12 protein-coding genes, 1 tRNA gene and 5 pseudogenes are annotated in these 11,874 nt (G+C 59.5%); 7 read left to right on the top strand and 11 right to left on the bottom strand.

Annotated elements, in window-relative coordinates:
• Window positions 1-740: 740 nt before the first annotated feature.
• Window positions 741-968 (top strand): DUF3551 domain-containing protein, encoded by a 228-nt coding sequence (locus J4G43_RS06055; RefSeq protein ID WP_208084239.1) that lies wholly within the window; start codon window positions 741-743, stop codon window positions 966-968.
• Between the two features lie 127 nt (window positions 969-1,095).
• Here J4G43_RS06055 and J4G43_RS55260 read toward each other — a convergent pair whose 3' ends face one another.
• Window positions 1,096-1,221, bottom strand: a complete 126-nt coding sequence (locus J4G43_RS55260; protein WP_256461470.1) for a hypothetical protein — start codon at window positions 1,219-1,221, stop codon at window positions 1,096-1,098.
• Window positions 1,222-1,372: 151 nt separating this feature from the next.
• Here J4G43_RS55260 and J4G43_RS06050 point away from each other — a divergent pair, with 151 nt between their 5' ends.
• Window positions 1,373-1,756: a PLDc N-terminal domain-containing protein gene (locus J4G43_RS06050; RefSeq protein WP_028147401.1), complete on the top strand. Its 384-nt coding sequence runs from the start codon at window positions 1,373-1,375 to the stop codon at window positions 1,754-1,756.
• Between the two features lie 675 nt (window positions 1,757-2,431).
• On the opposite strand, the gene J4G43_RS06045 is transcribed toward J4G43_RS06050, so the two are convergent.
• On the bottom strand, window positions 2,432-3,031 hold the full coding sequence (locus tag J4G43_RS06045) for a hypothetical protein (RefSeq protein ID WP_228411344.1): 600 nt from the start codon (window positions 3,029-3,031) through the stop codon (window positions 2,432-2,434).
• A 19-nt stretch (window positions 3,032-3,050) separates the two neighbouring features.
• Window positions 3,051-3,206, bottom strand: a complete 156-nt coding sequence (locus J4G43_RS06040) for a hypothetical protein (RefSeq protein ID WP_155794856.1) — start codon at window positions 3,204-3,206, stop codon at window positions 3,051-3,053.
• A 255-nt stretch (window positions 3,207-3,461) separates the two neighbouring features.
• On the opposite strand from J4G43_RS06040, the pseudogene J4G43_RS06035 reads away from it, so the two are divergent.
• Both J4G43_RS06035 and J4G43_RS06030 read left to right on the top strand, forming a co-directional pair.
• A pseudogene (locus J4G43_RS06035) lies at window positions 3,462-3,753 on the top strand (IS66 family transposase); the annotation flags it as partial.
• A gap of 411 nt (window positions 3,754-4,164) precedes the next feature.
• Window positions 4,165-4,725, top strand: a complete 561-nt coding sequence (locus tag J4G43_RS06030; RefSeq protein WP_249163594.1) for a YopT-type cysteine protease domain-containing protein — start codon at window positions 4,165-4,167, stop codon at window positions 4,723-4,725.
• 88 nt (window positions 4,726-4,813) lie between these two features.
• On the opposite strand, the pseudogene J4G43_RS06025 reads toward J4G43_RS06030, so the two are convergent.
• Window positions 4,814-5,041, bottom strand: a pseudogene (locus J4G43_RS06025) (IS3 family transposase); the annotation flags it as partial.
• A 99-nt stretch (window positions 5,042-5,140) separates the two neighbouring features.
• Between J4G43_RS06025 and J4G43_RS06020 the strand changes: the two are divergent.
• Complete coding sequence (locus J4G43_RS06020; RefSeq protein ID WP_225004662.1) at window positions 5,141-5,539, top strand: transposase; 399 nt, start codon at window positions 5,141-5,143, stop codon at window positions 5,537-5,539.
• A complete protein-coding gene (tnpB, locus tag J4G43_RS06015) occupies window positions 5,536-5,844 on the top strand; it encodes an IS66 family insertion sequence element accessory protein TnpB (RefSeq protein ID WP_060907863.1) in 309 nt (102 codons plus the stop codon). The genes J4G43_RS06020 and tnpB overlap by 4 nt, the downstream gene beginning before the upstream one ends.
• Here the strand turns inward: tnpB and J4G43_RS06010 are convergent.
• The 4 genes and pseudogenes from J4G43_RS06010 to J4G43_RS05995 form a co-directional block, all read right to left on the bottom strand.
• Window positions 5,832-6,743 (bottom strand): hypothetical protein, encoded by a 912-nt coding sequence (locus J4G43_RS06010; protein WP_060910936.1) that lies wholly within the window; start codon window positions 6,741-6,743, stop codon window positions 5,832-5,834. The genes tnpB and J4G43_RS06010 overlap by 13 nt on opposite strands.
• 33 nt (window positions 6,744-6,776) lie before the next feature.
• Window positions 6,777-6,892 (bottom strand): annotated as a pseudogene (locus J4G43_RS06005) (IS630 family transposase); the annotation flags it as partial.
• Between the two features lie 34 nt (window positions 6,893-6,926).
• Window positions 6,927-8,195, bottom strand: coding sequence for an IS256 family transposase (locus J4G43_RS06000; RefSeq protein ID WP_038952271.1), 1,269 nt, complete (start codon window positions 8,193-8,195; stop codon window positions 6,927-6,929).
• A gap of 96 nt (window positions 8,196-8,291) precedes the next feature.
• Window positions 8,292-9,251 (bottom strand): annotated as a pseudogene (locus J4G43_RS05995) (IS630-like element ISRj1 family transposase); the annotation flags it as partial.
• A gap of 189 nt (window positions 9,252-9,440) precedes the next feature.
• On the opposite strand from J4G43_RS05995, the gene J4G43_RS05990 reads away from it, so the two are divergent.
• A complete protein-coding gene (locus tag J4G43_RS05990) occupies window positions 9,441-9,743 on the top strand; it encodes a hypothetical protein (protein WP_162137044.1) in 303 nt (100 codons plus the stop codon).
• A gap of 59 nt (window positions 9,744-9,802) precedes the next feature.
• Here J4G43_RS05990 and J4G43_RS05985 read toward each other — a convergent pair whose 3' ends face one another.
• The 3 genes and pseudogenes from J4G43_RS05985 to J4G43_RS05975 all read right to left on the bottom strand — a co-directional run bounded on the left by J4G43_RS05985 (window position 9,803) and on the right by J4G43_RS05975 (window position 11,844).
• Complete coding sequence (locus J4G43_RS05985; protein ID WP_035668701.1) at window positions 9,803-10,003, bottom strand: hypothetical protein; 201 nt, start codon at window positions 10,001-10,003, stop codon at window positions 9,803-9,805.
• Window positions 10,004-10,210: 207 nt separating this feature from the next.
• Window positions 10,211-10,286 (bottom strand) — tRNA-Ile (locus J4G43_RS05980).
• Between the two features lie 802 nt (window positions 10,287-11,088).
• Window positions 11,089-11,844 (bottom strand): annotated as a pseudogene (locus J4G43_RS05975) (IS6 family transposase).
• Window positions 11,845-11,874: the final 30 nt, after the last annotated feature.

Below are 11,874 nucleotides of genomic sequence, written 5' to 3'. Positions count from 1 at the left end.
CCAGCCGCATCTACTTCAACGCCAGACTCTGGGCGTGAACTGAGAAGACCGAGATGGAGGCCCGCCGGTTCACGCTGGCGGGCTCGCTACGTTCTGAGAGCGTCAACCGCGTGGGCGACGAGAACGCCGATGCTGAGTACGATCAGGCAAATAATCGCCGCTTGAAATAACATCGGAGTAAATCCCGTGGGCCAGGGTCGGCTTTTATAAGCCCTCACATTCCGCCAGCATTTACCCCAGAAGGCGCTTCGGTGTCCGCCTCGTTACAAGTATGCAAGGTTCATTGGCCTTGCGCGACGACGTCTCACTCCTTCAAAGCGGTGCGAGAATCTACCAGTCGATCAGCAGCACAACGATTACTAACATGGCGTAGATAGTCCTGCGGCCGATCCGGTTCAGAACCTCATATTCAAACGCCACGCCCTCAGGATCGTTCTCCCCGAACCATGTCTCTGCGGCTCCATCTGGCGCGACATCGGCGCCCGCCTGCCGCAGGCGGCGCAGATCAAACGGGGCTCGATATCCGAAAGCCGTACGTCATCCGGCCAGCGGTCCGCATTCAAGGACACGCAATGGCAATTGTTACGTTTACCTACAAGCGGTTCCGAGCCTGAATAGCATGAGCGCTTTTCGCGCCAGGTAGCATCAATAAACGCCCCAGCGTCTGGCAAGGGCTTTTACTGGCGGTATTCCGCTCGCGCCGCCAGTATATTCACCTCCATCCATCCACGGAGATCGATATGGATCGTGTCGCTCCGATGCTGACGTTACTCACTGCCGCTGTATTCCTTGCTTTTTTGGAGCCAGTCCGAGCTGCCGAGGCGGATCGATACTGCCTGCGAGGTCGCAATTGGGGCTTTCCGGGCAATTGTCAGTTCGCCACCCGCTCGCAATGCCTGGCTGCTGCTTCTGGCACGAACGCATATTGCGGCATCAACCCGCGCTATGCCGCTCCGCGGCGGCGCTAATCACCGCTCGGAGCTATTCGGCGGCACGGCATGGCAGAAGCGATCAATCAAGGGAAGGCCCCCGATGCGAAAGCTTGCACTGTTCGTCATCCTGCTCTCGTTCGCAGGAATGGTCCCTTCCAGCGAATCATTTGCTCAGAGTGCGCTTCGAGGTGCCGTCATCGGTGGTGCTGTTGGTGGTCGCCGCGGCGCCGCCATAGGGGCGACGGCCGGAGCCATCGCGGGCGCCCACCGGCGACATCAACATTGGCATCGATATTATTGGAGGAACGGCAACTGCTGGTACCGCTCGACCAGCGGAAGGTCGCACCGCGTGTCGCATCGGTACTGCCGTTGAGCCTTCGCGGGCCGTGCGACTGGCTTACAGAAAAGATCGAGAACGGCAACTCAATAAGGAGATCGCAATGTTCTTCGCTCAGGAAGGATTCACATATCGAAATTTCCTGATGGATATAATTGCTGTATTCGCATTTGTCGTTTGGTTCTGGCTGCTCATTGTCATCTATGGCGACCTGTTCAGGCGCCACGACATTTCCGGATGGGGTAAGGCACTGTGGGTGCTTGCACTTGTTCTGACCTCCTACCTCGGCATCTTTGCCTACCTCATCACCCAAGGCAGGGGGATGGCGGAACGCAGCGCTGAGCAGGCTCAGCGGGCGCGCGAGGAATTACGGCACATCGTCGGCTTTAGTGTCGCCGACGAGCTTTCCAAGCTCGATCAGCTCAAAAAATCGGGATCCATAACCGACACCGAGTACGGGCGCCTTCGCACCAAACTGGTCTCCTAACCATCGGCGAGGGAAGCGGGGAGGCCCATGATGTTCGCAAAGCCTTTTGGCACCGTCGGAGCTCTTATTGCTGGCTTTGCAATTGCGTCGACTGAAAGCGCGCATGCGGAAATATTCATAACAACCGCCACCATATCGCAGGGCGAGTTGGTCATCGTCGGAAGAGTAAGACGACCCCGCGAGCCCAGCGTGGAAATCAAGATCAGTCCGAGCAAAACCGTGAAAGTCGAGAGCACTTCGACCGGAGGATTTCGGTGGATTGGACCGGAGTTTCCATCGACTTGTATCGTGAAGATCACGTCCGGACCAGATACGAGAGACGTGGTGATACAGAATTGCGGCCTCCCCGGGCCAGCGGGTCCTCCAGGGCCGGCCGGACCTGCGGGCCCGATCGGACCGCCCGGGCCCAAAGGGAGTTAGAAGGCAGACTTCGTCTTGCGGGTTTGCAGGTTGCCCACCGGATCGCTCTCGCATCGACAATCGAGGTGTCGGTTCGAAGTTCTGACGGAGCGCTACTGAGCATTATTGGGCTTGGTCGCGTTTTCGACCGGAACCGCAGCGTGCGATGATAGGTACCGGCGATCACGCCGTGATTATCGATACGCGGGCGACTGTGCCCAGTCCGATCGGAGGAGGCTAGCCTAGCCGACGAGCCTCCTCAACCCCAGCCGCCCCTTACTTCAACGCCAGGCTGCTGCAATACGCCGAGGTCTCGCCCGATCGCCAGCCGGTGACCCGTCCGGCTTCCTTGCACTCGTCGTAAGTCTTGAAGTTGCCGACGTTCCGGCACGTGAAGGAGTACACGCCGCCCGAAGCGTTGCAGCCGACCCAGGGCTGATTTCCCGTCTTGAAGCTCGATTGGCAACCGCCGGCACAGCTGCTCGTTTCGCGTTCGAGCTTGGCGAGCCTCGCGGCATCCGACATCGGCGCCGCCGCGGCCGTCGATGTGGCTGGCGATGTGACTGGCGATGTCCGATACCCGGTGCTGCGGATGGCCACGTGATGCGTTGGCTTGTGCGGCCTCGCCACCTGTCTCGGCGCGTCGACCGTGATGCTGGGAAGCTGAGTCTCGGTGGGCGTCGGTTGAGACATTGCCGTGCCGCTCAGGCCGCACAGCAACAGTGCAATCGATGGGAATGTGACAGCGGGACGCGCAACGAAGCGTGACGACAACGTCATGGCCATGTCCTTCCAGATGCGGAGGGACAGTCCATTCCATCCCCCCGAGACGAGGATATCACGCGCCGATTGAAGTTGCATCGCCGAACCCTGCAACTTGATTCGGCCGCTCTCGTCATCCGCCCGTGGTGATCAACCACTGGAAGAACGTCATCAGAACGGCGACCGCGATGGCGACGACGATGAGGTTTGGCTCCTGGAGCGGGCGGAAATCATCGTTGCATTCCGCCTTGAAGCGGGCGCAGCCATGAATGAGCATCGTCAGCAGCACCGCGCCCGCTGAACCAAGGTTCGCGCTCAGCCACGATGCGTGGCATTCCTGGAATAGGCCGGAGAGATTGGCGTCAGCGGATGCCGGAGAACGAGGGCAAACACCAGGATGGTGCCCAGGGGCGGAATCGAACCACCGACACTGCGATTTTCAGGCTGATGTTTCTTGAGGAATGACAATCGCTTAGAGCACTTATCGCCATCTAACTGGCTATCAAACATCAATGACATGGGGCAGTTTTGTCTAACTATCTGCAGGTCAATGATCTATGCCCGCCAGCTCTATCACTCTCGATCGATCGACACTGGCGGACTGGGTTGGGAATGCCGCCTTCCATCTGCGCCCGTTGCATGAGCGCCTTCTTGCGGTGCTTCGAGCGAGGTCCAAGCTGTTCGCCGACGAGACGACGGCGCCGGTGCTCGATCCCGGTCGAGGGCGCACCAAGACCGGCCAGCTCTGGGCCTATGCCGCCGACGACAGGTCCTGGGGCGACCTCGATCCGGCCGGCATCGCCTATGTCTATGCAGCCGACCGCAAAGCCGAGCGTATATTCGCCAAACATCGGGACATGGATCGATAACAGTTCCGGGCTTATCTGCTCGTCAGCTCGTCGTCAGCTTGTCGCAACATCATTAGCCGGCACTCGATCTGAGCAAACGGGCGCTGAAGAGGCAGGCGAACCATCATGTATAATCGAGTTAGTGGACAATCCATAGGCTCCAATCGGGCTGACGGACCGAGCCAGTCGGCGGACAGTGGCAACTTTGCGCAGGCACTTACGGATTGCGCCAAACAGGAGAGCCTGTCGGATGAGGAGTTGTTCGACCAAATGGGCGGCTGCTGCAGCAGGCCACATACCTCGGACGCAAACGTTTACAGTCCAGGCCGCTTAGATCCAAGCGCATCCTCTTTATCATCCGATTCCGATCCATCCTCTCCGGCAAGGCCGATCCGTGCTTTGTTCGAATACAGGACTGCTGAATTGCCTCGGGCCAATGTCGACGGTATCTGCGTCGGTTTGGCCGCGGAGTGGCTGCTCAATCTCCACAGCAGCCCCTCAGCCCGAATGAGTGCGCTGCATCCGGGCACTCAAAGCCATGCCTCGGCGGCAATGCGGCAGCAGCGGTATGAAGAAATCAAGAATCAGTTGCGAAACGACGGGGTGGGAGGTTCTCACAACCTTCAGGCCAGAAGCGCAATGTTGCGTGGCGCGGGTTTGGAGCCATCCGACAAACATACGCGATACAGTTTTGGCTCATCTTCGCGCATTGCCCGAATAGTGAACGAAGTCACCGCCGATCCATCGGTCTATTTGCTCGGCTTGCGTTTCGCCGCAGGTGGCAAACACACAATCGCAACCTCGACATCGAATGGAATGACGACCCTCTTTGACCCAAACTATGGGGAGTTTACTGTTCGGTCAGATCAGATGGGGGAGGTGTTCAAGAGTCTCGCCGAGCGTTACAGGAACCCGAACCGACGTGATATATCGACGGTCGTAACACAAAGGATGTCCTGAGCGTTCGAAGCTTTTTGTCCGTCGTCAGATAATTTGAGACTGGTCAGGCTTTTTGAGAAGGGAGGCTCTGGTTCATCAGGGTTAGAGTTTAAGTGACCTGCAGTTGATGCTGCAAGCGGCGGTTCGCGATGGTGTCGCGCTTGATGCGGTTTCGTTCTGCGAGGATCGCCTCAGCCCTGCCGAAGTAGACATCGGCTGGCGTGAGGTTGTCGATGCTCTCATGATAGCGGACGTGATTATAGCGTTCGACGAAGGCTCCTACTTGACGCTCGAGATCACCGGGTAGGTAATAGTTGTCGAGCAGGATGCGGTTCTTCGTAAGCGGAGCTTTTCTCCCATTTGATTGACTGGTTTCGCTTCGGCTTTCGCTCTGCGATCCTTGGCTTGTCAGAGAGCCGAGAGGAGACTGAAGGCGATGGAACAATCGGGGGAGGAAGCCGAAGCTGATGGCTTTGTGGGGAAGCTTACGCGCCGGACGCGTTCTGGAGGCCGGTTATGGTCTGCGGAGATCAAGGGGCGCGCTGTTTTCGAGAGCATGAAGCCCGACGCCCGGGTATGTGATGTCGCACGGCGTTATGGTGTGAAGGCCCAGCAGTTGACGACGTGGCGCAGATTGGCGCGTGCTGGCCGGCTCGCATTGGTCACGGACGACGCGGCGGATTTCGTGTCGATCGAGCTGAGCGATCCAGCGGCGTCAGGCAAGAGCGAGGGGCCCGTCGAGATTACGATTGGCAAGGTTTCGGTCCGCCTGGATGCGGACGTGTCGGCGGTGCGGATCGCGGAGATCGTGACTGCGATCGAGCGCGGCGCATGATCATTCCGGCGCAGGGACTGCGGATTGTGCTTGCTGTGCGTCCTGTTGACTTCCGGTGTGGGCACGACGCGCTGGCCGGTCTTGTGCAAAACACGCTTGGGCTCGATCCGCATTCGGGCCTGATCGTGGTTTTTCGTTCGAAGCGCGCCGACCGGCTGAAGATTTTGCTATGGGACGGCACGGGCCTCGTTTTGGTCTACAAGCGCCTTGGCCGCGATGGTCGTTTCGAGTGGCCGCAGATCAGCGACGGCGTCATGCATCTGACGCGCGTGCAGTTCGAAGCGCTGTTCGATCACCCATGTTGATGCCCCTCCTTGTTAGGCTGACAGATTCTTAGATCAAGTTGCGCGATGACGTGGTTTCGAAGGTCTCCGATGGCGTGAAGAACGGATGGTGTATTCGGGAAGAGATAGGCGCCGCTGGGCTGGCGATCAATTAGCAAACGCTTGGTTCGGATCTGAACATAGAGCCAGTTTACTGGAATCTCGAGCCTTCGGGCCAGTTCGGGCGGGCTGAGGTATGAGTCGTCATGCTCCCATCGGCTGCGCTGGGCAGTTACCTTGATGGCGGCGGCACGACGGAGCCGCCCAACGGTGATAGGCAGCACCTTATCGGCGCAACGGGGAGAGCGGTGACCTTCCCGAGTAAGGATTGTGGCGATCTTGTCGTCTGGGACGCCGTCGCGAGCGAGCGTCAGAAGGCGTTCCCGCATCTCTGTGCCTCGCGTCAATCTGGTGACGGAGTTGACGCTCATCTTCACTTCGAGCTCCGTCACGGCGCCTCCCCGCCAGACGATCCTAGCCAGGGCCAAGTCGCGCTCACCGCGGTCGAGAACGACCTTTTCGATGAGACATCGCAACAACGCCTTGCGATGCGCATCCGAGATAGTCTCGTCACCCCATATCTGCGGGAGGCGGCCGGTGAGGCTGATGACCTTGTCGTTGAGCTCCTTGCTTATGGCCACTTGTGTGATGGCTTTGGGCGGCGTCTGTCGGGCAAGCGCCTCTTCGGCGGCGCGCACGTCGTTTAGCGCCGCTTCCCATCGACGCTCGAGTTCCGAGGCGACCAACCGATTATCTGGATCAGCTCGGTTGAACTGCCGTTCGGCGAGCGCCGCCGTGTATCGCTTGCGCTCGAGCTCTCGTTCTGCACTGGAGCGTAGCGCATTGTTCGTCTGCTGCTGCACCCGGCGGGAGCGCGACAAGGCATCGAGTTCGGCCGGCGCTAGTACCCGGAATCAGAGCTGAGTGATACGGCGGCCTTTGAAACGGCGTTGACGGAACTTTTTTTTTTGGTCCAGACGAAGGGCTCGGCTCTGTCGTTGTATGCGTTGACGTAGGCATCGATGTGTTCCGAGCTATGGCTGATTTTGGGTGACGCGGCCTGATCAGGCGGCGTGGCTTTCAGTGTTCGGAATGACTTCGATTCCGTCGATGAACTTTACACCGGCGATGACTTTCGGCAACTGGTTCGTGCTCTTCAATCGCCGCCAGGTCTTCGATGCGGCGTCGATGAGCTTGAACACCATCAGCTTCGCAGTTTGTTGCGACAGCGATCCCTTGGTCCGCACCGTTCGGTGGCGCACCGTGGCGAAGACGCTCTCGATCGGGTTCGAGCTGCGTAGGTGGATCCAGTGCTCAGCAGGGAAGTCGAAGAAGGCGAGCAGCGCATGGCGATCCTTGATCAGGCACTCCACCGCACGTCCGTATTTGACGTGGTATTTCTCGACGAAGACGTCGATCGCGGTTTCAGCTTCGGCCCGGTGTGGGGCCAGATAGATGTTCCGCAGGTCGTTCTTCATGGGGCCCTGCACGGATTTGGCGACCTTGTCGAGTACGTTGCTCACTTTATGGCACCAGCATCGTTGGTGCCGCGTGCCGGGAAAGGCCTCGTCCAGTGCCTTCCAGAAGCCGAGGGCGCCGTCGCCGATGGCGAGTTGCGGGGCAATCCGTAACCCGCGTTGCCGCAGGTCGATCAGGAGTTCGCGCCAGCTCTGCGCGCTCTCGCGCACGCCGACCTGGAAGCCGATCAGCTCCTTCTTGCCTTCCGGCGTGGTGCCAATCAGCACCAGCATGCATTCGCTGTGATCTTCCATGCGGGCCTGCAGGTACACGCCATCGGCCCAGATGTAGACATAGCGACGCGCCGACAGATCGCGTCTCTGCCAGCGTTCGTACTCGACCTGCCAATCGGCCTTCAGGCCGGCGATCACCGAAGGCGACAGGTTCGGCGCATCCTTGCCGAGCAGCGCCGAGAGCGCCTCCTGGAAGTCGCCGGTCGAGATGCCGCGCAAATAGAGGACCGGGATCAAGGCATCCAGGCTCTTCGTCCGCCGCGCCCATAGCGGCAGGATTGCCGAACTGAAGCGGAGGCGGTCGCCTGGCCCGCTCGCTCCGCGGTCGCGGACCTTGGGACGAGCGACCTCCACCGGACCGATGCCGGTCGCAATCTCGCGCACCGGACCGTGCCCATGTCGGACCAGGCGCGCTCGACCGTCGGGCAGCGTCAGATTGGCCGTGCTGGCCAGAAACGCGCCAACCTCGATCTCGATCGCCCTGGCAAGCAGGTCCCGCGCGCCGGCACGAACGATATCGGTCAGTGGATCATCAACCGCGGACGGCTGACGGAAAGCAAGAACATTGGTAGTCTCGGTCATGGCGTATCGCTCTCCTCGAGAGGTTCTGGCAGGCTCGTCACCCGCCTCGATACGCCGCCTTCCTCACACCGTCATCACCCAGATTCCGCCATAGCTCATGTGTTCCTGAAGCTGCTTGAGGCTCGTGAAGGAGGTGCCGCTGAGCGACTGCCCCTGCAAGATGGAAAACCATACTTCGACCTGATTGAGCCATGACGCACTTGTCGGCGTGAAATGAAATTGCACGTTGGGGTGGGCCTTGAGCCAGTCCTCGTTCTTTTTATGGGTGTTGAGGTTGTCGAGGATGACGTGAAGCTTGCGGTTCGGAAAAGCCGCGGTGACGCTGTTCATGAAATCGAGAAACTCGACGCGGCGCCGGCGTTTTGAATGGGGCGCGATGATCTTTCCGGTGGCGACTTCGAGCGCCGCAAACAATGTTGTGGTGCCATGCCGCTTGTAATCGTGGCTTTGGCCGGTCAAGGCGCGGCCATTGGGCAACTTCAGATAACCCTGCGCTCGCTCCAAAGCCTGGATCGAGGGCTTCTCGTCCACGCACAGCACAATGGCCTTCGCCGGCGGCGCGACATAGAGGCCGACAACATCGGCGGCTTTGGCCGTAAAGTTCGGGTCGTTGCTCTCGCACCAGGACTTGCGAGCCACCAGGTCAATCTTGTGGCTGCGCAGGAACCGCCAGACATATTGGACATCGACATCGCCCAGCGCCTCGGCCAGCAGGGGGCCGGTCCAGCGCGCAAACCCTTGCGGTGGCGGCTTATCCAGCAGCTTCAGAATCCGCTTGTCGGTCGTCTTCGTATAGATCGGCTGCTTGCCAGGCCGCGGCTTGTCTTGCAGCCCTTCAAGGCCATGGTCGGCATAGCGATGCCGCCAAAGGCTGACAATCCGCGGCTGGACCCCAACTTCCTTGGCGATCGACCGGGTGCTGCGCCCATCCGCCGCCAACAGAACTATCCGCGCCCGCTTCAAATCGCGCTGCAACGTCACCGGTGAGCGACAGCACGCCTCAAGCACCTTGCGATCTTTCCTCGAAAGGTGGACTTCTCTTGCTTCGGGTATCATCCCGACCTTGAATCACGACTCACGTTCCAAGAAAAGTGGGTACTAGAGCATCTCAGAATAGTTCTTCGGCCCGAAGAAGGGCATCAGAACGCGAAGGATCGAATCCATGCCGCCCCCGAGGTTGTTAAGACCGGTCCATAAACGGCCTGATTGAGTCAGAAAAGTAGCCGACGGTCAACGGATAAGGTGATGGCCGAAGGGAGGAAACACCCTCCCTCGGACGCTTCCCGAGCGAGTAAGCTCGCGTCTTTGGATCGCCAGTCGTGTGGGGCACGCCGGCTTTTCGGAAGCGACTTGCTCGGCCCAGTTATCCAGCGACGCGTCGGCCTTGCGGAAAAGGGCCGCGCGAACCGGATCATGCAGCATGATCTGCTTCAGCGCCCGGCCAGCTATCGAATCCTTGAATTGAAGTTGATGACCAAGGAAGTTCCTTCGATGGAGGCCGAATTCGTGGTTCAGAAGGCGCACGTCGTCGGAGTGAAGGTATCCTAGAAACATACGTGGCTCGCGCGCGGTGTCGTGACAGACGGCCCAGCCCGGCGGGCCTGAAATCATGCCGCGACGCTGCCAGCCATCTTCGGCGTAGCAGAGACACGGCAGGGCGAATGCCTCGCGATGAGGTCAACACTGGACTCGCGACCGCTCGAGTTCTGCATCTGCAGCACCACGCGTCCGGTCTCGACCATGGCGCGAAACGCGACGCCGGCGACTTCCTGTTCATGGAACACGAACGTCGATGCTGGCTGCTTCATGTCGTCCTCGATGGCGATTGGATGGGAGGTGCAGGCGTTGCAGACGCGACGAAGCTGATTAGACCCCCTCACTTTTTCGGACCCCAAAATTGGCGAAAAAATCGGGAAGAAATTCGGCAGGCTGATCAGGGAGTTCTGAGATCGAGTCGATTCGAAAACGAAATCGAGTCGTTTTCAAAGTGTCCGCACATATATATTTGAACTCACTGGTGGGCCCGGCAGGACTCGAACCTGCAACCAGACCGTTATGAGCGGCCGGCTCTAACCATTGAGCTACAGGCCCCGCTGCGGGCGACCGCTCAAAGACGGCCGGCAACGGTGCGCGGCCCGTTTACAGGATAGCCGGCATTCCGGCAATGCCAATTGAAAGAGGCGATTGGGTCCCGCTTTGGCGCTCGCGTCGCTTTGTCGGAGCAAAGCTGGAGGGGCCCTTAAGACGTACGGGCTGTCAAGCATGGAAGCGCTGAGCTGACCGAGACAGCCCAGCCTTGCGAAACGGAGTTGACACGGCTCAAAGAGATGCAGGCCAAAACTCGCGAGAGCGATCTTCAAATCTAAGGTCGTAAGGTTGTAAGAAAAAGGCGCATTGAAAACTACCATACGCGCGTGAATGTAACCGACCATCTCTCGGACCACGGCTCCGTTCTTCTGTTCGACAAACGCCTGGTCGTTCTTGCGGTAAGGCCGGCATTCTAGGCCGGTCATTCCGACAAGATCGATCTCCTCCACGAGGCGTTCGGCCACGGAAGGTCCGATTGTCAGACGTAGACCATCGTCGGTTCGGGCAACGCGGAGTCTGAGGCCTTCGTGCCTATCCATGACATGGGCAAGGGCATGCTCGAGCACTCGGATATCCAGGATTCCGCCGGGCAAGAAGAACAGATCGCCGATGCACGTGGAGGCTGAGCAGGCCAAGGGCTACATGGTGGCCTGGGTCATCGATCGCGCCGATGCAGGCGCCACCAGATGACATTGGTGATTCAAACTCATCGGTTCGACGCTGATCGTAAGCGCAGCTCTGCGGCGCTTTAATTGGCGCTTGACGTCTGTTTGATCACGGTGTGTCCTGGCACGGCATCGTCAACTTAATCGACCGCCGAGCCGAAGGAGGCGATTCTCATAGGTCGAGAGTCGGCGATAGCGCTTGTCATGGAGATCTCGCGCCAAGTCGCAAAGGCTCGCTCGCGCGAAGCACGACGGAAGTCGGCGGTGGCGGCTACCGGGATAGGGGATGTGGAAAAGGTTCGCGACCTGATCGTGAACGGACAGAAACCGTTGAGCCTGATGGGACGATCGCGTCATGATCCGCTCGCGTCGCCGCGTCGGCTGATGAGAATTCTCGGCCCGATTGTTGAGAGCTTTGTGCTGGCGATGTTCGACGTGTAAGCCCATCTTCGCCCTCGCAGCGCCGTACGAACGCAGCTTATCCGTGATCATAACGCGCGGCGGCGTGCCGGCGGATTTCAAGAGCTTCTTCATGAGCCGCTGCGCAGCGCGCGTCTCTTCGACGCTGGATCAAGACGTCGAGAACGAAGCCATTCTGGTCGACAGCGCGCCAGAGCCAATGTTGTTCGCCCGCGATCGAGATAACGACCTCGTCCAGATGCCATTTGTCACCGCGGGCGGGAGCGCGCTGGCGGATCCGATCGGAGAACGGCTTGCCGAATTTCCCGTCCCCACTGGCGCACGGTTTCATAGGTCACGCCAATGCCACGCGCCGCCAGCATTTCCTCGACCATGCGCAAGCTTAAGGGAAACCGGAAATACAACCAAACGGCATAGCTGATCACTTCCGGTGGGAAGCGATGGCGGCGGTAAAGAGGGTCCTTGGCAGTCCGCATGCCGCTCGTCTACCCCCTCCGCCGCTCCAA

The organism is Bradyrhizobium barranii subsp. barranii (assembly GCF_017565645.3).
Taxonomy (GTDB): domain Bacteria; phylum Pseudomonadota; class Alphaproteobacteria; order Rhizobiales; family Xanthobacteraceae; genus Bradyrhizobium; species Bradyrhizobium barranii.
Note: the sequence above shows the minus strand (reverse complement) of the source record. Positions and strands in the feature narration are given on the sequence as shown.